The sequence below is a fragment of the Nocardioides speluncae genome, assembly GCF_003121585.1.
In the GTDB taxonomy this organism is placed as follows: Bacteria; Actinomycetota; Actinomycetes; order Propionibacteriales; family Nocardioidaceae; genus Nocardioides; species Nocardioides speluncae.
Genome location: NZ_QEOO01000026.1, coordinates 207,759 through 228,471 on the forward strand (window position 1 = coordinate 207,759; position 20,713 = coordinate 228,471).

At 66.1% G+C, this 20,713-nt stretch carries 15 protein-coding genes and 1 pseudogene; all 16 read right to left on the minus strand.

Annotated elements, in window-relative coordinates; all coding sequences use genetic code 11:
- Positions 1–14: 14 nt before the first annotated feature.
- Positions 15–3,890 carry a DNA-directed RNA polymerase subunit beta' gene (locus DDV73_RS15390; RefSeq protein ID WP_109508133.1) on the minus strand — a complete coding sequence of 1,292 codons (3,876 nt, stop codon included), beginning with the start codon at positions 3,888–3,890 and terminating at the stop codon, positions 15–17.
- Positions 3,891–3,907: 17 nt separating this feature from the next.
- Entirely contained in the window at positions 3,908–7,387 is a 3,480-nt protein-coding gene (gene rpoB, locus DDV73_RS15395; protein WP_109508134.1) for a DNA-directed RNA polymerase subunit beta, read from the minus strand.
- Positions 7,388–7,662: 275 nt separating this feature from the next.
- Positions 7,663–8,475, minus strand: a complete 813-nt coding sequence (locus DDV73_RS15400) for a DnaJ domain-containing protein (protein ID WP_109508135.1) — start codon at positions 8,473–8,475, stop codon at positions 7,663–7,665.
- Complete coding sequence (locus DDV73_RS15405) at positions 8,472–9,077, minus strand: hypothetical protein (protein WP_109508136.1); 606 nt, start codon at positions 9,075–9,077, stop codon at positions 8,472–8,474. The genes DDV73_RS15400 and DDV73_RS15405 overlap by 4 nt, the downstream gene beginning before the upstream one ends.
- 4 nt (positions 9,078–9,081) lie before the next feature.
- Positions 9,082–10,377, minus strand: coding sequence for an MCE family protein (locus tag DDV73_RS15410; RefSeq protein ID WP_109508137.1), 1,296 nt, complete (start codon positions 10,375–10,377; stop codon positions 9,082–9,084).
- Positions 10,374–11,768, minus strand: a complete 1,395-nt coding sequence (locus DDV73_RS15415) for an MCE family protein (protein WP_109508138.1) — start codon at positions 11,766–11,768, stop codon at positions 10,374–10,376. Before DDV73_RS15415 ends, DDV73_RS15410 begins: the two co-directional genes overlap by 4 nt.
- Positions 11,765–12,901, minus strand: coding sequence for an MCE family protein (locus tag DDV73_RS15420; RefSeq protein WP_109508139.1), 1,137 nt, complete (start codon positions 12,899–12,901; stop codon positions 11,765–11,767). Before DDV73_RS15420 ends, DDV73_RS15415 begins: the two co-directional genes overlap by 4 nt.
- Position 12,902: 1 nt before the next feature.
- Entirely contained in the window at positions 12,903–13,868 is a 966-nt protein-coding gene (locus DDV73_RS15425; protein ID WP_338066399.1) for an MCE family protein, read from the minus strand.
- Complete coding sequence (locus tag DDV73_RS15430; protein WP_109508141.1) at positions 13,865–14,902, minus strand: MCE family protein; 1,038 nt, start codon at positions 14,900–14,902, stop codon at positions 13,865–13,867. Before DDV73_RS15430 ends, DDV73_RS15425 begins: the two co-directional genes overlap by 4 nt.
- A complete protein-coding gene (locus DDV73_RS15435; RefSeq protein ID WP_109508142.1) occupies positions 14,899–16,191 on the minus strand; it encodes an MCE family protein in 1,293 nt (430 codons plus the stop codon). The genes DDV73_RS15430 and DDV73_RS15435 overlap by 4 nt, the downstream gene beginning before the upstream one ends.
- Positions 16,188–17,024, minus strand: a complete 837-nt coding sequence (locus tag DDV73_RS15440; RefSeq protein ID WP_109508143.1) for an MlaE family ABC transporter permease — start codon at positions 17,022–17,024, stop codon at positions 16,188–16,190. Before DDV73_RS15440 ends, DDV73_RS15435 begins: the two co-directional genes overlap by 4 nt.
- Before the next feature lie 10 nt (positions 17,025–17,034).
- Positions 17,035–17,820 carry an MlaE family ABC transporter permease gene (locus tag DDV73_RS15445; protein WP_109508144.1) on the minus strand — a complete coding sequence of 262 codons (786 nt, stop codon included), beginning with the start codon at positions 17,818–17,820 and terminating at the stop codon, positions 17,035–17,037.
- 7 nt (positions 17,821–17,827) lie between these two features.
- Positions 17,828–18,784: an ABC transporter ATP-binding protein gene (locus DDV73_RS15450; protein WP_109508145.1), complete on the minus strand. Its 957-nt coding sequence runs from the start codon at positions 18,782–18,784 to the stop codon at positions 17,828–17,830.
- A gap of 227 nt (positions 18,785–19,011) precedes the next feature.
- A complete protein-coding gene (gene rplL / locus DDV73_RS15455) occupies positions 19,012–19,407 on the minus strand; it encodes a 50S ribosomal protein L7/L12 (RefSeq protein WP_109508146.1) in 396 nt (131 codons plus the stop codon).
- A 78-nt stretch (positions 19,408–19,485) separates the two neighbouring features.
- Positions 19,486–20,118, minus strand: coding sequence for a 50S ribosomal protein L10 (rplJ, locus tag DDV73_RS15460; protein ID WP_109508147.1), 633 nt, complete (start codon positions 20,116–20,118; stop codon positions 19,486–19,488).
- 415 nt (positions 20,119–20,533) lie between these two features.
- Positions 20,534–20,713, minus strand: a pseudogene (locus DDV73_RS28765) (IS110 family transposase); the annotation flags it as partial.

The window sequence follows — 20,713 nt, forward strand, 5'->3', positions numbered from 1 at the left end:
TGACTTACTGAGAATTAGTTCTGGTACGACCCAAAATCAAAGTCGTCGAGAGCGACGGCCTGACCGGACGACGTACCGAACTCGTAGTCGTAGGAGTCGTAACCGGTCACGGAGTACGCCGCGGCGCGGGCCTCCTCGGTCGGCTCCACCCGGATGTTGCGGTACCGCTCGAGGCCGGTACCAGCCGGGATCAGCTTTCCGATGATCACGTTCTCCTTCAGACCGCGCAGCGAGTCCGAGCGGCCGTGGATGGCCGCGTCGGTGAGCACCCGGGTGGTCTCCTGGAAGGAGGCCGCCGAGAGCCACGACTCGGTCGCGAGCGAGGCCTTGGTGATGCCCATGAGCACCGGACGACCCGAGGCCGGCTTGCCGCCTTCGGAGACAACCCGCCGGTTCTCCTCCTCGAACAGCACCCGGTCGACCAGGTCGGACGGGAGCAGGTTCGTCTCGCCCGACTCGATGACCGTGATCCGGCGCAGCATCTGCCGCACGATGATCTCGATGTGCTTGTCGTGAATGGACACACCCTGCGACCGGTACACGTTCTGCACCTCGTCGACCAGGTGCTCCTGCGCCTTGCGGACACCGAGGATGCGCAGCACCTCCTGCGGGTCCGGCGTACCGACGGTCAGCATCTGACCGACCTCGATGTGGTCGCCGTCTGCGACCAGCAGCCGGGACCGCTTGGAGACCGGGTACTCCTGGACCTCCGAGCCGTCGTCCGGGGTGACCAGGACCTTGCGGGCCTTGTCGGTCTCCTCAATCTCGATCCGGCCGGCGGCCTCGGAGATCGGCGAGCGACCCTTGGGCTGGCGGGCCTCGAAGAGTTCGACCACACGGGGCAGACCCTGCGTGATGTCGTCCGCGGAGGCCACACCACCGGTGTGGAAGGTACGCATCGTCAGCTGCGTGCCGGGCTCACCGATCGACTGGGCCGCGATGATGCCGACGGCCTCACCGATGTCGACCAGCTTGCCGGTGGCCAGCGAGCGGCCGTAGCACTTGGCGCAGGTACCGGTCTTGGCGTCACAGGTCAGCACGGAGCGGACCTTGACCTCCTCGATCCCGGCCTCGACCAGCTCGTTGATCTTGACGTCACCGAGGTCCTCGCCCGCAGCGGCGAGCACGTCGCCGGTCTCCGGGTGGGTGACCTCGACGGCAGACGAGCGGGCGTACGCCGCGGTCTCGGCGTGCTCGTGCTTGACGACAGTGCCGTCCTCACGACGCTCGCCGATCCGCTTCGGCAGACCACGCTCGGTGCCACAGTCGTCCTCACGGATGATGACGTCCTGCGACACGTCGACCAGACGACGGGTCAGGTAGCCCGAGTCGGCGGTCCGCAGCGCGGTGTCGGCGAGACCCTTACGAGCACCGTGGGTGGAGATGAAGTACTCCAGCACCGACAGGCCCTCGCGGAAGTTCGCCTTGATCGGCCGCGGGATGATGTCGCCCTTCGGGTTCGCCACCAGGCCTCGCATGGCGGCGACCTGACGGATCTGCATCATGTTTCCGGACGCGCCCGAGTCGACCATCATGTAGATCGGGTTGGACCGGTCGAAGTTCGACTCCATCGCCTTGGCGACCTCGTTCGACGCCTGGGTCCAGATCTCGATGAGCTCCTGACGACGCTCCTCGTCGGTGACCAGACCGCGCTCGAACTGCTTCTGGACCTTGGCCGCCTGGGCCTCGTAGCCCTCGAGGATCGAGGCCTTCTTGCCCGGGGTGGTCACGTCGTCGATCGACACGGTGACACCCGAGCGGGTCGCCCAGTGGAAGCCGGTGTCCTTCAGCGCGTCCAGAGACGCCGCGACCTCGACCTTGGTGTACCGCTCGGCCAGGTCGTTGACGATCGCACCGAGCTGCTTCTTGCCGACTTCGTAGTTCACGAACGGGTAGTCGGCGGGCAGCGTGTCGTTGAAGATCGACCGGCCGAGCGTGGTCTCGAGCGTGATCGGGTCACCCTGCTCGTAGCCCTCGGGGTGCAGCTCTGAGGGGAGTACGGCGTCGGTAAAGCGGATCTTGACCTTGCTCTGCAGGCTGATCTCCTGCCGGTCGAAGGCCATGATCGCCTCGGCCGGCGACGAGAAGGCGCGGCCCTCGCCGGGCTCGCCCTCACGGTTCGTCGTCAGCCAGAACAGGCCGATGATCATGTCCTGCGAAGGCATGGTCACCGGACGGCCGTCCGACGGCTTGAGGATGTTGTTGGTCGACAGCATCAGGATCCGCGCCTCGGCCTGCGCCTCCGCGGACAGCGGCAGGTGCACGGCCATCTGGTCACCGTCGAAGTCGGCGTTGAACGCGCCGCACACGAGCGGGTGGATCTGGATGGCCTTGCCCTCGATCAGCTGCGGCTCGAAGGCCTGGATGCCGAGACGGTGCAGGGTGGGCGCACGGTTGAGCAGCACGGGGTGCTCGGTGATGACCTCTTCGAGGACGTCCCACACGACCGGGCGGGCGCGCTCCACCATCCGCTTGGCGGACTTGATGTTCTGCGCGTGCGACAGGTCGACCAGACGCTTCATCACGAACGGCTTGAACAGCTCCAGCGCCATCTGCTTGGGCAGACCACACTGGTGCAGCTTCAGCTGCGGACCGGACACGATCACCGAACGACCGGAGTAGTCCACGCGCTTGCCGAGCAGGTTCTGACGGAAACGACCCTGCTTGCCCTTGAGCATGTCGGACAGCGACTTCAGCGGCCGGTTGCCCGGGCCGGTGACCGGACGACCACGGCGGCCGTTGTCGAACAGCGAGTCCACGGCCTCCTGCAGCATCCGCTTCTCATTGTTGACGATGATCTCGGGCGCGCCCAGGTCGAGCAGTCGCTTGAGCCGGTTGTTGCGGTTGATAACCCGGCGGTACAGGTCGTTGAGGTCGGAGGTCGCGAAGCGGCCACCGTCCAGCTGCACCATCGGACGCAGGTCCGGCGGGATCACGGGTACGGCGTCGAGCACCATGCCGATCGGCTTGTTGCCGGTCTTGCGGAACGCGTCGACGACCTTGAGCCGCTTCAGCGCCCGCACCTTGCGCTGGCCCTTGCCGGTAGCAATGGTCTCGCGCAGGTTCTCGACCTCGGCTTCGATGTCGAAGTCCTGCAGGCGCTTCTGGATCGCGGTCGCGCCCATGTGGCCCTCGAAGTACTTGCCGAACCAGGTCTTCATCTCGCGGTACAGCAGCTCGTCACCCTCGAGGTCCTGGACCTTCAGGGCCTTGAACCGGGTCCACACCTCGTCGAGGCGGTCGATCTCGCGCTGCGCACGGTCACGCAGCTGCTTCATCTCCCGCTCGGCGCCGTCCTTGACCTTGCGCTTCTGGTCGGACTTGGCGCCCTCGGCCTCCAGTGCGGCGAGGTCCTCCTCGAGCTTCTTCGCGCGCTCCTCGATGGAGCCGTCGCGACGCTTCTCGAGGCGCTCGCGCTCCAGCTGGACCTTGCCCTCGAGCGAGGACAGGTCACGGTGCCGGGCGTCCTCGTCGACGGAGGTGATCATGTACGCCGCGAAGTAGATGACCTTCTCCAGGTCCTTCGGGGCGAGGTCGAGCAGGTAGCCCAGCCGCGACGGCACGCCCTTGAAGTACCAGATGTGGGTCACCGGGGCGGCGAGCTCAATGTGGCCCATCCGCTCACGGCGTACCTTCGAACGGGTCACCTCAACGCCGCAGCGCTCGCAGATGATGCCCTTGAAGCGGACTCGCTTGTACTTGCCGCAGTAGCACTCCCAGTCCCGGGTGGGACCGAAGATCTTCTCGCAGAAGAGGCCGTCACGCTCGGGCTTGAGCGTGCGGTAGTTGATGGTCTCCGGCTTCTTGACCTCGCCGTGGCTCCACGTGCGGATGTCGTCCGCGGTGGCCAGGCCGATCTGAAGCTGGTCGAAGAAGTTAACGTCGAGCACTTGTCAGATTCCCTTTCTCATACTTCTTCGACGGACGACGGCTCGCGACGAGACAGGTCGATGCCCAGCTCCTCGGCGGCGCGGAAGACGTCTTCCTCGGCGTCGCGCAGCTCGATCATGGAGCCGTCCTGCGAGAGGACCTCCACGTTCAGGCAGAGCGACTGCATCTCCTTGACGAGAACCTTGAACGACTCCGGGATGCCCGAGTCGGGGATGTTCTCGCCCTTCACGATGGCTTCGTAGACCTTCACGCGGCCCGGCACGTCGTCGGACTTGATCGTGAGCAGCTCCTGCAGGGCGTAGGCGGCGCCGTACGCCTCCATCGCCCAGACCTCCATCTCACCGAACCGCTGGCCACCGAACTGGGCCTTACCGCCCAGCGGCTGCTGCGTGATCATCGAGTAGGGGCCGGTCGAGCGCGCGTGGATCTTGTCGTCGACGAGGTGGTGCAGCTTGAGGATGTACATGTAGCCGACCGAGACGGGGTCCGGGAACGGCTCGCCGGAGCGGCCGTCGAACAGGCTCGCCTTGCCGGTCTCGTCGATCAGGCGGACGCCGTCGCGAGTGGGCAGGGTCGCACCGAGCAGACCGATGATCTCGTCCTCGCGAGCACCGTCGAAGACCGGCGTGGCCAGCTTCGTGTTGGGCTCCGCCTTGTCGGCGTGGATCGAGATCAGGCGTTGCTTCCAGTCGGCCTTGGACCCGTCCTCGTGGAGGTTGATGTCCCAGCCCTGCTTGCCGAGCCAGCCAAGGTGCAGCTCGAGGATCTGGCCGATGTTCATCCGTCGCGGCACACCCAGCGGGTTGAGTACGACGTCGACCGGGGTGCCGTCCTCCATGAACGGCATGTCCTCGATCGGCAGGATCTTGGCGATGACGCCCTTGTTGCCGTGGCGCCCGGCGAGCTTGTCGCCGACCGAGATCTTGCGCTTCTGCGCGACGTACACCCGGACCAGCTGGTTGACGCCCGGAGGCAGCTCGTCGCCGTCCTCGCGGTCGAACACGCGGACGCCGATGACCGTGCCGGACTCACCGTGCGGCACCTTCATCGAGGTGTCGCGAACCTCGCGCGCCTTCTCACCGAAGATCGCGCGGAGCAGCCGCTCCTCGGGGGTCAGCTCGGTCTCGCCCTTCGGGGTGACCTTGCCGACCAGGATGTCGCCGGTGGTGACCTCGGCGCCGATGCGGATGATGCCCCGCTCGTCGAGGTCGGCCAGCATCTCCTCGGAGACGTTCGGGATGTCCCGGGTGATCTCCTCGGGGCCGAGCTTGGTGTCGCGCGCGTCGACCTCGTGCTCCTCGATGTGGATCGAGGTGAGGATGTCCTCCTGGACCAGACGCTGGCTGAGGATGATCGCGTCCTCGTAGTTGTGGCCCTGCCACGGCATGAACGCCACCAGCAGGTTGGTGCCCAGCGCCATCTCGGCCTTGTCGGTGCACGGACCGTCCGCGATCGGCGAGCCGACCTCCAGCCGGTCACCCTCAGCCACCAGCGGGCGTTGGTTGATGCAGGTGCCCTGGTTGGAGCGCTTGAACTTCGCCATCTTGTAGGTCTTGTAGGTGCCGTCGTCGTGCATGACCTCCACGAAGTCGGCGGTCACCTCCTTGACCACACCGGCCGCGACCGCGGTCACGACGTCACCGGCGTCGACCGCGGCGCGGTACTCGATGCCGGTGCCGACGATCGGCGAGTCGCTGCGGATCAGCGGCACGGCCTGACGCTGCATGTTGGCGCCCATCAGCGCGCGGTTGGCGTCGTCGTGCTCGAGGAACGGGATCAGCGCGGTCGCCACCGACACCATCTGGCGCGGCGAGACGTCCATGTAGTCGACCTCTTCGGCCAGGACCTCGGAGACGTCGCTGCCGCCACGCTGGCGGACCAGCACCCGCTCGTCGACGAACTTGCCGGTCTTGTCGAGCGCGGCGTTCGCCTGCGCGATGACGTGACGGTCCTCGTCGTCGGCGGTGAGGTAGTGGATCTCGTCGGTGACCCGGCCCTTGTTGTCGACCAGCCGGTACGGCGTCTCGACGAAGCCGAACGGGTTGATCCGACCGTAGGAGGCGAGCGAGCCGATCAGACCGATGTTCGGGCCTTCCGGCGTCTCGATCGGGCACATCCGGCCGTAGTGCGACGAGTGGACGTCGCGGACCTCCATGCCGGCGCGGTCACGCGACAGACCACCGGGACCCAAGGCCGAGAGACGACGCTTGTGCGTCAGCCCGGAGATCGGGTTGGTCTGGTCCATGAACTGCGAGCTCTGCGAAGTGCCGAAGAACTCCTTCAGCGCCGCGACCACCGGTCGGATGTTGATCAGGGACTGCGGCGTGATCGCCTCGACGTCCTGAGTCGTCATCCGCTCGCGGACCACGCGCTCCATGCGGGCCAGGCCGGTGCGGAGCTGGTTCTGGATCAGCTCGCCGACCGAGCGCACGCGCCGGTTGCCGAAGTGGTCGATGTCGTCGGCGTTGATGACGAGAGTGCCGTCCTCGGCGCCCTCGGAGGGCAGCTCGACCTTGCCGTCGTGCAGCGCCACGATGTACTTGATCGCCGACACGACGTCGTCGATGGTCAGCGTCTGCTGGTCGAAGCGCTCCTGCAGCCCGAGCTTCTTGTTGATCTTGTAGCGACCGACCTTGGCCAGGTCGTAGCGCTTCGGGTTGAAGTAGTAGTTGTTCAGCAGCGTCTGCGCGGCCTCTTCGGTCGGCGGCTCGCCCGGACGAAGCTTGCGGTAGATGTCGAGCAGCGCGTCCTTCTGGGTCTCGGTGTGATCCTTCTCCAGAGTCAGCATCATCGACTCGTACTCGCCGAACTCCTCGCGGATCTGCTCATTGGTCCAGCCGAGGGCCTTGAGCAGCACGGTGACGTTCTGCTTGCGCTTGCGGTCAAGGCGTACGCCGACCAGGTCGCGCTTGTCGATCTCGAACTCCAGCCACGCGCCGCGCGACGGGATGATCTTGGCGGTGTAGATGTCCTTGTCCGACGTCTTGTCGGCGGACCGCTCAAAGTAGACACCCGGCGAGCGGACGAGCTGCGACACGACGACGCGCTCGGTGCCGTTGATGATGAAGGTGCCCTTGTCGGTCATGAGCGGGAAGTCGCCCATGAAGACCGTCTGGCCCTTGATCTCACCGGTGTCGTTGTTGGTGAACTCCGCCGAGACGTAGAGCGGAGCGGAGTAGGTGAAGTCCTTCTCCTTGCACTCGTCGACGGTGTACTTCGGGTCGTAGAAGATCGGGTTCTCGAACGACAGAGACATCGTCTCGGAGAAGTCCTCGATCGGAGAGATCTCCTCGAAGATCTCCTGCAGACCCGACTTCTGGGAGACGTCCTCGCCGTTCGCGAGCCGGCGCTCGACGACGGCCTTCCACTTCTCGTTTCCGACAAGCCAGTCGAAGCTGTCGGTCTGGAGAGCGAGGAGCTGAGGAAGCTCAAGAGGTTCGGTGATCTTTGCGAAGGAGATGCGACGAGAGTTACCAGCGGAAGCGCGCGCGGCCAAGAGGGGATCCTTCGTAGGTATCGCTCTGGTGGGGAAGTCGTCACCCACCACAACCGGCCACCGGGAAGGCAGGAAGCATATGAGGGCAGACGCAAAGACCTAACGTACCCGAGATCTGGTCAGAGCACAACACCGCCTAGACCGAATGCTGACCGCGCATTCGGCCTGACGTGTCAACCGCGCCGCGCAGCAGCGGTCCCTCATCGACAGACACCTTCGCTCGATCATGAACTGCCGGGCCGCGCAGGTCAAGCGCCCACCCTCGGGTTAGTCATCTAGGACTCGCCGAGCAGCTTGGTCTTCATGTCGTCGATCAGCCACTCCCCGCCGACGTTCTCCATGCTCAGGGTGACCTGGTCGCGCGAAATCTTCGGCTCGGTGGTCGCGGTGTTCGTGGTCGGCCGGTTGACGAACAGCAAGATCTCGACCCGTTCGGTGCCGGAGCGGACCACACCGGAGCCGATGACCTGCGCAGTCACCTTTGCCTTTGCCCGTACGGCGTTCTGCTTGACCAGCTCGAAGAGTCGGTCATAGTCCTTGCGGAAGTCGCTGGTGAGGAAGCGCTGAGCAGCCTCCTGGTCGGCTTCCAACCGGGTGTAGTCATAGGACAGCACCGGTACCGCCGCTCGCTCGGCCGCGGCCTGCGCTTCGGCCGTCGCATCCGCGACTTCCTGGTCGGAGGGTACGGCGAGCAACAGCCACCCGGTCGCGGTCGCCACCAGCGCCGTAACCGCCGCCAGGACGATGAGCAGCCACGCGGGCGGCACCCAGCCGCCGGGCTTCGCATCCGGCGCCGAAACGGCAGCGGCCTCGTCGGCCTCGACGTCGTCGGTCGCCACCTCAGCGGTCTCAACGTTCTCTGCGTCGGTGTCCGCCGCTTCCGCCTCCGCCGCCTGTGCTACGGCCAGTTCCGCGTCGTACGCCTTGCGGCGCTTCGGGTCGAGCAGTACCTCAGCTGCCTGATTGAACACCCGGAATGACTTGTCGGTGGGATCCAGGCCAGCTACCGAGTTCTTCCAGGCTGCGCGGATCTCCTCCGGCTTCGCGTCGGTCGGGACGTCGAGCAGGTCGTACCAGTTCACGGTCATGAGGCTCCCTCCGTCACCGGCTCGAACTCGTCGACCAGCCACTCACCCTTGATCTTGACCAGCCTGACCTCGACTCGGAAGACCTGTGCGGGACGCGGCTCTTGGTCACCGAGCTGGTTGGCGATCGCACCCGAGACCAGAGCGGTGGCCGAGTCGGCGTCCATGGAGGCGACGCCGGTGCCGAAGACCTCGGCGGTGCGCTCGTAGTCGAACTGGGCGACCTGCTGCTCGGCGATAGTGGCCGCCGCCTCGAAGTCGGCCTTGTGCTTAGCCGTGATCAACTCATGTACCCGTTCGCGGTACTCCGGCATGGTCTTGCCCTCGAGCAGGTCGGGTCCATAGGTGTTGGCGCGCAGCATGAACTGTTCGGCGCGCGCCATCACCTCCTCCCGGGATCGCTGCGCCTCGGTGAGCTGTCCCTTCTGGAAGCGGAATGGCCGGCCATCCGCGTCCTGCCGCTCGGCGACTGCCCAGATCAGCAGGCCGAGCGAGACCAGCAGGAGTACGGCGAGCAGCAGCGCCAGCAGCGTTCGGAAACCTGGCGCGGCTGATGCGACGGAGGGCAGCACAGCGCGCCCCTTGGCGGGGTTGTCGTCGGTCAAGCGTTCACTCCTGCGTCTGGACAAGAGGCTGAAGGAAGAGCCATCTCCAGGCACCGTCGGCGCCGAACGCCTCGGGGGCAACGGTATCGACCGCGGTGTCGTCGACGAAGCCCTCCTGGCCGGCCCAGATCAGCTCACCGGTCTCGGGATCGAAGTTGGCGACCACCGGCCCGGCGTTGGCATAGTCGGCTGGCGCCCGCGAAGAGTTCTGGGCACCCCGCGCGTTGGACGTCGAGGGGGGCTCGGCGCAGTGGGCATCCATCACCATCGGCCGGTTCTCGCCGTTCTCGGGGATCCGGCGGTCGGTCGACTCGTAACCTTTGTTGCACACGTGCGGGTCGGTGGTGAGTACGGCGCCAAAGTGGGCGTCGTACAGCCCGGTGTTCGGGTCCTTGCTGGCGACGGTGAAGCCGCCTTCGACTGCGTACGGATAGACCACAAGGGCGTGCTCCAGACCGTCGAGGTTCCGGACGACGATCTCGCCGGTCGTGACGAGGTTGTTGAGCAGGTCTGCGAGCTCGACCTTGTTCTTGTCGAGGAAATCCTTGAGCTGGATCGCCGTTGCGCCACCGTTGTCGATGAGGTTGCGGATGTCCTGGTCGCTGCCGACCAGGGTGGTGCTGAACAGCGAGAGGTTCCTGGAGAACGCGCGGATCGCGCTCGCCGACGCCAGCTGCCCCTTGAGCACCGTGTTGCTGTCGCGGATCAGCGCCGTGGTGACGTCGAAGTTCTCGTTGGCGGCCTCGATGAATTCGTTGGACGTGTCGATAATCTGCGCGAGATCCTCGCCGGTGCCGTCGAAGGCCAGGCCGAACTCCGCGATCACCGTGCGCAGGTCGTCGTTGTCGACCGAGCTGACGGTGGTGCTGACGTCGGTGAGCAGCTTGGTGGTGGAGATCGGAAGCTTGGTCTTGTCGATCTCGGACTTGTCCTTGAGATAAGGACCCTCGTCGGAGTTCGGCTGGAGCTCGACGTACTGCTCGCCCAGTGCGGAGCGGTTGCCGACCAGGGCCAGGCTGTCGGCCGGGATCTCGTCGTACTCGTTGTCAATCTCCAAGTGGGCGTCGACGCCCTCGTCGGTGAGCACCAGCTTGTCCAGCTTGCCCACGCCCACGCCTCGATAGCTGACCTCGGCGCCGGCGTACACGCCGCCGGAGTCCTCGAAGTGCGCCACCACGGTGTAGCTGTCGTCGAAAAAGAACCTGTCGAGCCGGGCATAGCGCGCGCCGACGTAGCTGACACCCAGCAGCGTGATCAGCACGAAGATGGCGAGTTGGACCTTGGTCCGCCGCGAGATCATTCGACCACCACCGCCGGCACGAGGAGGGCGACCAGGTCAGGGTCGTAGTTCTCCATCAGCTGTCCCATCGTCGGTCCCCGCGGGTCCGCCGCTCCTGGCTGGCCCGGCGCCGCCCGCTGAGCGCCCGCCTTGAGGCCGGGGAGACCGGGTAGCCCCGGGAGCGCCGGCAGCCCGGGGATCGCGTTGAGCTGCTTGCAGATGTCCTTGTCCTTGTTCGCCGGCTTCTGGCACTCCTCCCGCAGCTTGAGGACTCCGGTGACGCTGCCGAGGGCCTTCTGGCAGGCAGTGCTGGTCGGGTTGCCGCTCTGCAGACACTTCACCACGTTGTTCACGATCACCGTCGGGTTGACGACCGACGGCAGGTTGGTCGGCAGGGTCGGCAGCCCGGGGCCACTCGCGCCGGGGAGCCCGAGGTCCAGCTGCACCGACAGGTTGGTGTAGTCGCCCATGTGCAGGTTGCGTGCCACCTGGGGGTTCTCGCCGACCGCGGCGTCGATGAACGGAAAGGTCAGCAGCGACTGGAGGGAGTAGGGCAGGTCCGAGCCGCTGTCGGCGAGCGAGCCGAGGACCGGGGCCAGCAGTCGCAGCGACTCGACGGTGTTCTCCTTCGACGCCTTGATCACGCGGACGCCGACCGTGCTCAGCCGGTTGAGGGCCTTGAGCATCTTCACCAGGTCGTTGCGCTGGCTGTCCAGCGAACGGAGAGCGCTCGGGAGCTCTTCCAGGGCCGCATCGATGGTGTTTCGCTGCTTGTTGACTGAGACCGCCAGCCGGTTGAGCTTGGTGATGGCGGTGACGATGTCGCCCTTGTTGTCGTCGAGCTGGCGCATCAGCGTGCGGAGCTGGGTCAGCACCGACCGGGCGCTGCCTTCACGCCCGTCGAGGGCCTTGTTGAGCTCGGAGGTGATGGTCTTCAGCTGGGCAACGCCGCCGCCGTTCAGCAGCAGGCTCAACGCGCCGAGCACCTCCTCGACCTCGGGGTTGCGGCCGCTGCGCTCCAGCGGGATCACGTCGCCGTTGCCGAGCTCGCCACGCGGGGCGGCCTCGGCCGGCGGGCGCAGGGACACGAACTTCTCACCGAGCAGCGAGGTCTGCCGTATCTCAGCCTCGGCGTTGTCGGGCAGTTTGACGTCGTTGCGAACCTCGATGGTCACCTTCGCGTTGTAGCCGTCGAGCGAGACGTCGGTGACCTTGCCTACGCTGACGTCGGCGACCTTGACCGTGGACTGCGGCACCAGGTCGAGTACGTCGGCGAACTCCACCTCGATCGTCATCGGGTTCTCGCCGGTGTCGGCCCCACCGGGAAGCGGCAGCTTGTAGACGTCGAAGTCGCAGCCGGTCAGCAGCATCGCGCCGGCAAGCGCGACGCAGAGCGCCCTGAGCTTTTTCACTGCTCCACCTCCACCAGGCCGCCGAGGGTCAGGTCGAAGTCCTGCTCTGGTGCCGTCTGTTCCAAGGCAGCGGACCGCGGCAGCACCGCCGACAGCGCCTCGCAGGCCCGCCCGGTCTGGTCTGCCTGGTTGAGCAGCGTGCACAGCGCGATCGCCGGGTTGTTGGTGAGGGTGTCGACCAGCGGTCCGAGGTTCATACGGGTGTCGAGGGTGCCGGCCTGCGGGTTGTAGGTGTGGCCCAGGTTGGTGAGCGCGGTGGGCGCCACCTTCATCACCTCTTCGAGAGCAACCCGCTGCTTGACCAGCAGCTTGGCGACCCGGTTGAGGCCCTTGACGTTGCGGGTGAGCGCGCCCTGGTTCTCCTTGACGAACGCCGACACGTCGGTCAGCGCAGTCGAGAGATTGCGAAGCGACCTGGCCAGCTCGGTCCGCTCGTCGGCGAGCAGGTCGGCGACCTTGGCCATCGACCGGTTGAAGTCACGGACGGTGGTGTCGTTCTCGGCCAGGGTGCTGATGAACTGCTCCAGCTCGCCAGCCGCACCGAACAGCTCTTCCTTGTTGTTGTCCAGCGTCCCAGTGAGCTTGCCGAGGTCCTTGATCGTTGAGTGGAAAGCCGCTCCCTGGCCACCGAAGTTCTCCGCCGTGGTGTCCAGCAGACGGTTGAGCGCACCGTCCTTGTTGGCACCATTGGGCCCAAGCGCCACGGTGAGGTCGTCGAGGCTCTGGTAGATCTGGTCGAGCTCAAGCGGTGCGGAGGTGTCGTCCAGTCCGAGTACGGCGTCCTTGGCGAGCACCTTGTCGCCCGGCTGGAAGACCGGCGTGAGTTGCACGAAGCGGTCGCCCACGACCGACGGAGCGATGATCACCGCCTTCGCGTCGGCCGGAATCTCGATCTCCGGGTCGTAGGTCATCGTGACCTCGACCTTGGTCCCGGCCGGCTTGACCGACTGGACCTTGCCGATCGCGACGCCGAGGACGCGCACGTCGCTGCCTTCGTAGAGCGACACAGTCCGCGGGAAGTGGGCGGTGAGCCGCTTCTGCTCCTCGCCGCGGAACATGACCAGAGCCGCCGCTGCGAGCAGCGCGATCAGGACAGCCGGGACGATCAGCCTGGTGAGGTTCGCCGTACGCATCTCAACGCACCGCCGGGACTGGTGGGAAGTTGTGGACGACCGTGTCGAACCACGGACCATTGCCGAGCGTGTTGGCGAAGACACGGTAGAACGGCGCCATCAGACGCAGGCTCTGGTCCAGGTTGTCCTGGTTCTTGTTGAGCACCTTCAGCACGTTCTCCAGGTGGGTGAGGGCGGGCTTGAGGTCAGCTCGGCTCTGATTCACCAGCAGCGACAGCTCACGCGACATCTTGGTCGTGGAGACCAGAAGGTTGTGGACCGACTGACGGCGAGCCACCACGGACTTGAACAGCACGCTGGAGTCCCGCATCAGGGCGAGGATGTCCTGGTCGCGCTCGTCCAGCACAGTAGAGACCTTCTTGAGGTTCTTCAGCAGCGTGTTGATCTGGCCGTCGCGCGCCGCCACGTTGCGCGACAGCGCGGATACACCGCGCAGCGCGGCCCGAAACTCCTCAGGGGTGTTCGCGGTCAGCTGGGCCAGCGTCTCCATCGAGGTGGCCAGCTGCTTGGTGTCGATCTGCTCGGAGGTCTCCGCCAGCCCGGTGAAGGCAGCGACCACGCTGTACGGCGAGCTGGTGCGCTCGACCGGGATCTCCGACCCGTCGGCCAACTGGCCCGAACCAGCCGGTTCGAGCGCCAGGAACATGGCGCCGAGCAGCGTCTTCACCTTGATTGCGGCCCTGGTCTCGTCGCCGAACTCCGCGCCCTTCTCGACCTTGAAGGTCACGCGCACGTGGTCACCGGCGAGCTCGAGCTTGTCGACCTTGCCGACTCGGACGCCGGCGATGCGGACCTCGTCGTTGGCCTTGAGGCCGCCGGCTTCGGCGAACGCCGCGTGGTAGGTGTCGCCGCCGCCGATCAGCGGCAGGTCATCGGCACGGAAGGCGCCCACGACCAGCAGCGCCAGTACGACGAGGCTGATCGCCCCGACCATGACCGGGTTGCGCTCACGGAACGGCTTCATCATCCGAGATCACACCTGCCCGTGTTGCCGAGGTCGAAGTCGAGGGGAATCGGCTCGCCGACGGGCGTCTTCACCCTGCCGTGGAACTCGCAGAGGTAGAAGTTGAACCACGAGCCGTAGGTCGCGGTCCGGCCGATCTTGGTCAGCTTGATCGGCATCACCTGCAGCGCCCGGTCGATCTCACCCTTGTCCTTGTCGAGGTTCGCGGTGAGCCGGCGCAGCTCCTTGAGGTCGGCCAGCAGCTCGGGCCGGATGCCGGACACCAGCGACGCGGTCTCGACCGAAAGGTCGGAGATGGAGTCCAGCGAGCCCAGGATGGCCACCCGGTCCTTCTTCAGCCCGCCCACCAGCTGGCGGAAGCTGCCGATCAGGTCCGACAGCTCGTCGTCGCGGCTGCCGATGTGGACCAGAGTGTCGTTGAGGTTGTCGATGAGCTCACCGATGATCTGGTCGCGGCCGGCCAGTGTGGAGGTCACCGAGGCGGTGTGCGCAAGCAGGCCCTCGAGGGTGCCGCCCTCGCCCTGAAAGACCTGGATGACTTCATAGGACAGCTTGTTGAGGTCGGTCGGCGACAGGGCCTGGAAGAGCGGTTTGAAGCCGTTGAACAGCACGGTCAGGTCGAGCGCGGGCGAGGTCTTCTTGACCGGGATCGTCTCACCGGAGTCGAGCCGCGACGTACCGCCGATCTTCTGGCTGAGCGAGAGGTAGCGCTGCCCGACCAGGTTCCGGAAGCGGATGTCGATGTTGGTGGCGTCGGTGACCGAGGCGTCCTCGTCCACCGTGAAGGTCACCAGGGCGCGGGTCCGGTCCTGGATCTCGACCTTCTTCACCGAGCCGACCTTGACGCCCGCGATCCGGACGTCGTCACCCTCGACCACGCCGGTCGCGTCGACGAAGACCGCCTTGTACTCGCGTGAGGCACCAAAGGTGACGTTGCCGATGACCAGCACCAGCACGCTGGTGAACACGGCCGTCACGATCATGAACACCACCAGCTTGACCAGGTCGGAGCTGGTCCGCTTGTCGAGGAGGCTCATCGCAGTGACACCTCCGCCCCTCTCGCCATCGGCGCGATCAGCAAGGTGGCCAGATCCGGGACCTCATCAGCGGTCACGCCTAGCGCCGGACCCAGCAGCGCGCTGAGGAAGGCGTCCTCGTCCGCACTCCCCGCCAAAGTGTCGGTCACCCTGTCACCGGACAGTGCGGGGCCGGGCGCGACCCGGGAAGTGCCCTTGCCGGTCGGCTGCTCGACGCCGTCGTTGACGTCAGGCACATCGGTGAACGGGTTCTCCTGGCTGTATGGCGGGTTCGGCAGCGTCCCGCAGTAAGGGCCGTTCTTCGCGCCGGACACCGGCAGGTCGCCGGTGTGGTAACCGCGCGGCTGGTTGGGCAGCAGCTCGAGGTTGATGTGCAGGATGAAGCCGCGGAACGTCTCCGCCTGGTTGGGGATCGCGTTGCGGACACCGCCGATCAGGCACGGGTACTCCGGGGCGTACTTCTTCAACAGGTTGAACTGCGGCACGCTCAGCTGGCCCAGCCGAATGATGTTCTCGTCGTTCTTGTCCAGGAACTCGGTCGTGGTGTCGGAGAAGCTGCCCACGTCACGCAGGAACTGCTGCAGCTTCTTCTCCCGTCCCTCGAGGGTATGACCGGTCTTGATGGTGTTGCGCAGAATGGTCGCGATCTCCGGCAGCACCTCGACGTAGAGGTCGGAGACCTGGGAGGTGAGCCGCAGGTCCTCGACGATGTCGGGGATCTGCGGGTTGACCCGCTTGAGGTAGGAGTCGAGGGTCACCAGGTTCTCCCCGATGAGCTCACCCCGGCCCTCCAGTGCGGTCGCCATGGCGTTCAGCGTCTTGTTGATCTCGGCCGGCGCCACCGCTCGCAGCAGCGGGTACAGGTCGGAGAGCACCCGCTCCAACTCGATCGACACCTGGGTGCGCGCGATGGTGTCGCCTGCCTGCAGGTCGCCGTCGGGCGAGTCGGGCACTTCCAGCGAGACATACTTCTCCCCGAACAGCGTCTTCGGCACGATGCTGCCGGTGACGTTGGCGGGGATCTCGGTGTCGCGGCCGTGGAACAGACCTAGCGTCAGCTCAGCTCCTTCGCCGCTTGCCTTGCTCTCGATGACCTCGCCGACGATCACGCCGCGGACCTTCACATCGGCCCGGTGTGGAAGCTGCAGGCCGATGCTCGAGGTCTTGAGCGTGACCTCGTCGTACTGGGTGAACTTCTTGGTGAAGACCGCGTAGGTCAGCCAGATGCCCAGCAGCAGCAGGCACAGGAAGCCGACGCCGAGCACCTTGTGGTTGCGGAACGGGTTCATCCGGCCAACCTCACCGTGGTCGAGGCGCCCCAGATCGCCATCGACAAGAACAGGTCCATCACGTTGATCGCGACGATGCTGGTCCGGACCGCGCGGCCCACAGCGATGCCCACGCCAGCCGGGCCACCCGAGGCGTTGTAGCCGTGGTAGCAGTGGATCAGGATCACCATGACCGCGAAGACCAGCACCTTGCCGAAGGACCAGAGCACGTCCCCGGGTGGCAGGAACGCGTTGAAGTAGTGGTCATAGGTGCCGGTGCTCTGCCCGAAGAACTGGGTGACGGTCAGCCGGGTCGCGAAGTACGACGCGAGCAGGCCGACGACGTACAGCGGGACGATCGCGATCAGCCCGCCGATGATCCGGGTGGTCACCAGGAACGGCAGCGACGGGATCGCCATCACCTCGAGCGCGTCGACCTCCTCGGAGATCCGCATCGCGCCGAGCTGGGCGGTGAAGCCGCAGCCGACCGTGGCAGCCAGCGCGATCCCAGCCACCAGCGGCGCGATCTCGCGGGTGTTGAAGTACGCCGACACGAAGCCGGAGAACGCAGCGGTGCCGAGCTGGTTGAGCGCGGCGTACCCCTGCAGGCCGACCTCGGTGCCGGTGAAGAAGCACATCGCGGTGATCACGCCGACGGTGCCGCCGATGACGGCCAGCGCGCCCGAGCCGAGGGTGACCTCGGCCAGGATCCGCAGGATCTCCTTCTTGTAGCGCCGGATCGTGCGCGGGGTCCACGCCAGCGCCTTGATGTAGAAGGCCAGCTGACTACCGAGGTCGTCGATCATCTTGGCCGGCCGCTCGTAGGCGGCCTTCACGGTGTCGATTCCAGACATGTCAGCTCACCTAACCCGTCTTTGGCGGGACGAGCTGCAGATAGATCGCGCTCATGATGAAGTTGACGAGGAACAGGAGCATGAAGCTGATGACGACGGACTCGTTCACCGCGTCACCGACACCCTTCGGACCACCACCGGCGTTCATGCCCTTGTAGCACGCGACGATGGCCGCGATCAGGCCGAAGACGAGTGCCTTCGCCATCCCCTGCCATAAGTCGGGTAACTGGGCTAACGCGGTGAAGCTCGCTAAATATGCGCCTGGGGTGCCGTCTTGTAAGACCACGTTGAAGACGTAGCCGCCGGTCACGCCGACCACGCTGACCAGGCCGTTGAGGAAGACCGCGACCAGCATGCAGGCCAGCACCCGCGGCACCACCAGGCGCTGGATCGGGTCGATGCCAAGCACCATCATCGCGTCGAGCTCTTCGCGGATCTTGCGAGCGCCGAGGTCAGCCGCGATAGCGGAGCCGCCGGCGCCGGCGATCAGCAGCGAGGTGGCGATCGGCCCGGCCTCCCGGACCACCGCCAGCACCGACGCCGAGCCCGTGAAGGACTGCGCGCCGAACTGCTTGATCAGGCCACCGACCTGGAGCGCGATGACCGCGCCGAACGGGATCGCGACCAGCGCGGTCGGGATGATCGTGACCGACGCGATGAACCAGGCCTGCTGGATGAACTCGCGGGTCTGGAACGGGCGGCGGAAGAGGCCGCGGCCGACGTCCAGACCAAAGGCAAAGAGCTTGCCCGCAGTCCCGATCGGCCTGAGGGCCTTGGTGGCGGTGATGGATGACATCTCGAGGTCAGACCCCTGGTGCCAGGCCGGCGTTCGAGCTCATGAACGAGCCGGGAGGCGGTGACACGCCGTTCGCACGGCACCACTCTCCGGGCGGCTGCTGGCTGCGGCGGGCAATGCCGTTGGACGGCATCTGCTGCATCGGGATCGGCGGCAGCGGCGGCAGGTCCTGGCCCTTCTCGGCCTCGAGCTCGTCGGCGTCCTTCTCCTCCGACATGCCGATCGGGCCGACCCGCTGCGCGTTGAGGAACTGGCGGACCACCGGCTCCTCGGAACTGAGCAGCATCTCGCGCGGGCCGAACATCGCGAGGTGCTTGTGGTAGAGCAGGCCGATGTTGTCCGGCACCGTCCTGGCGGTGTTGACGTCGTGGGTGACGATCAGGAAGGTGGCGTCGATCTGGGCGTTGAGGTCGATGATCAGCTGGTTGAGAAACGCCGTACGCACCGGGTCCAGGCCGGAGTCCGGCTCGTCGAAGAGCACGATCTCCGGGTCGAGCACCAGGGCTCGCGCCAGGCCGGCGCGCTTGCGCATGCCGCCCGAGATCTCGCCGGGAAGCTTGGTCTCGGAGCCGACGAGGCCGACCAGGTCCATCTTCTCCATGACGATGTTGCGGATCTCGGACTCGCTCTTCTTGGTGTGCTCGCGCAGCGGGAAGGCGACGTTGTCGTAGAGGTTCATCGAGCCGAACATCGCGCCGTCCTGGAACAGCACGCCGAACAACTTGCGGATCTCGTAGAGGTCCTTCTCGGAGCAGCTTGCGATGTCGGTGCCCTCGATCAAGATCGAGCCGGTGTCGGGCTTGAGCAGGCCGATCAAGGTCTTCAGGAGCACCGACTTGCCGGTGCCGGACGGGCCGAGCATCACGCAGATCTCCCCAGGCGGGATGGTGAGCGTGACGTCGCCCCAGATGAGCTGCTTGCCGAACGACTTCGTGAGGTGTTCGACCTTGATTTCTACGCCCATGGCGGACTTCTCCCTCTGCACCGCTGACAACAGCATCGAAGACAACGCCTGCGACACTGCAGGGCGAGCCTCCCTCGCTTCCCCTCCCAACCAACGCAGATGTGCTGCATTGGTTACGCGCCAGTTCCACAGGCTGTCCATGCCCATCCGCACCCTGGATATGCCACAGGGCGGCCACCCCCGATCGGGGTGACCGCCCTGTGTTGGAGCGTCTCAGAGAGAGTGCGTCACTTGAGGGTGACGGTGGCGCCGGCGCCCTCGAGGGCCTCCTTGGCCTTCTCGGCGGCCTCCTTGGTCGCCTTCTCCAGGATCGGCTTCGGCGCGGACTCCACCAGGTCCTTGGCCTCCTTCAGGCCGAGGGAGGTGAGAGCGCGCACCTCCTTGATGACGTTGATCTTCTTGTCGCCGGCAGCCTCGAGGATGACGTCGAACTCGTCCTGCTCGGCAGCGGCCTCGCCGCCACCGGCAGCGGCGCCGCCAGCGGCCGGGGCAGCGGCCACGGCAACCGGAGCGGCGGCGGTGACGCCGAAGGTCTCCTCGAACTGCTTCACGAACTCGGAGAGCTCGATCAGGGTCATTTCCTTGAACGCGTCGAGCAGCTCGTCAGTGCTGAGCTTCGCCATGGTGGCGTTTCCTTCCATTCGGTGGTGCGCTTCTGTTGGTCAGCGCACCGGTTTCAGGTGGTGTGTACGTCGGCCCGTTCAGGCCTCAGTGGACTCGGCTGCCTCGTCGGCGACCGGAGCGTCCTCGGCAGCGGCTTCGGCCGGAGCGGCGTCTGCCGGCGCCGGCGTACCGGCACCACCTGCGAGGATCGAGGGGTCCTGCTCTGCCTTGGCCTGCAGGGCGCCGGCGAGCCGGGCAGCCTGCGAGAGCGGGGCGTTGAGCAGGTAGACGGCCTGGGAGAGCGAAGCGAGCATCGCGCCCGCCAGCTTGCCCATGAGCACCTCGCGCGACTCGAGGTCTGCCAGCTTGGAGACCTCCTTCGCGTCGAGCGGCTTGCCGTCCAGTACGCCGCCCTTGATCACAAGGGCGGGGTTCGCCTTGGCAAATTCACGCAGGCCCTTGGCTGCCTCGACCACGTCGCCGTTGATGAAGGCGATGGCGGTCGGACCGGTGAGGAGGTCGTCGAAACCCTCGATCCCGGCCTCGGTGGCGGCCAGCTTGGCCAGCGTGTTCTTGACCACGGCGTAGTTGGCGTTCTCGCCGAGCGCTCGCCGCAGTTCCTGCAGCTGAGCAACGGTGAGACCGCGGTACTCGGTCAGCACAGCGCCATCGGCGGCGTGGAACGCGTCCACGACCTCCTTGACGGCTGCTGCCTTATCTGGCCGCGCCATGGGTCTCCTTCCGATCTACGTCGATGAGAGCGACGGTCGGTCAGGAGCTGCGAAATGCGAAACGCCCTGGCACAGGGCTCAGGGCGTTGGTACGGCGGGCTCGGCCCGCCACTGCTCTGGCACCTGCGCAGGCCGTCCGCTCTCGCGGATCCTTCGGTCGGTCTGCCTGGGCCTAGGGCTCGAGCAGCACGACAACCGGCGGTCTCTGGTTCCAGCGGAGAACCTTACGCGACTCCCCCACGCTCCCCAAATCCGCCGACCCGCCCCGTATTCACGCCCTACAACGCCGACCCGGCCCGTGTTGACGCGTGAGAGCGCTGACCCGGCCGGTGTCGACGCGTGAGAGCGCTGACCCGGCCCGTGTCGACATGCTGCGTGTGAAGACGGGCCGGGTCAGCGCGAGTCTGAGACGCTTCTATAGGTTGTCAACCCCTGCCGCGAGGTGTCGGTAGAGCTCGCGGGCGATGTATCTCTTGAGGCAGCGGCGGATGCGGGGCTTGCTAAGGGACTCGGCGGTGCGGCGCGCGACGTAGGCGCGGGTGGCGGGGTGGTGCTGCATGCGGGTCTTGGCGATGGAGTGCAGGGCTCGGTTGAG

Bases quoted from the DNA above. Each gene is read 5' to 3' on its own strand.
- DDV73_RS15400 (WP_109508135.1), bottom strand. From the start codon at position 8,475: ATGACCGTGAACTGGTACGACCTGCTCGACGTCCCGACCGACGCGAAG.
- DDV73_RS15410 (WP_109508137.1), bottom strand. From the start codon at position 10,377: ATGATCTCGCGGCGGACCAAGGTCCAACTCGCCATCTTCGTGCTGATC.
- DDV73_RS15420 (WP_109508139.1), bottom strand. From the start codon at position 12,901: ATGCGTACGGCGAACCTCACCAGGCTGATCGTCCCGGCTGTCCTGATC.
- DDV73_RS15425 (WP_338066399.1), bottom strand. From the start codon at position 13,868: ATGATGAAGCCGTTCCGTGAGCGCAACCCGGTCATGGTCGGGGCGATC.
- DDV73_RS15430 (WP_109508141.1), bottom strand. From the start codon at position 14,902: ATGAGCCTCCTCGACAAGCGGACCAGCTCCGACCTGGTCAAGCTGGTG.
- DDV73_RS15435 (WP_109508142.1), bottom strand. From the start codon at position 16,191: ATGAACCCGTTCCGCAACCACAAGGTGCTCGGCGTCGGCTTCCTGTGC.
- DDV73_RS15440 (WP_109508143.1), bottom strand. From the start codon at position 17,024: ATGTCTGGAATCGACACCGTGAAGGCCGCCTACGAGCGGCCGGCCAAG.
- DDV73_RS15445 (WP_109508144.1), bottom strand. From the start codon at position 17,820: ATGTCATCCATCACCGCCACCAAGGCCCTCAGGCCGATCGGGACTGCG.
- DDV73_RS15450 (WP_109508145.1), bottom strand. From the start codon at position 18,784: ATGGGCGTAGAAATCAAGGTCGAACACCTCACGAAGTCGTTCGGCAAG.
- rplL (WP_109508146.1), bottom strand. From the start codon at position 19,407: ATGGCGAAGCTCAGCACTGACGAGCTGCTCGACGCGTTCAAGGAAATG.
- rplJ (WP_109508147.1), bottom strand. From the start codon at position 20,118: ATGGCGCGGCCAGATAAGGCAGCAGCCGTCAAGGAGGTCGTGGACGCG.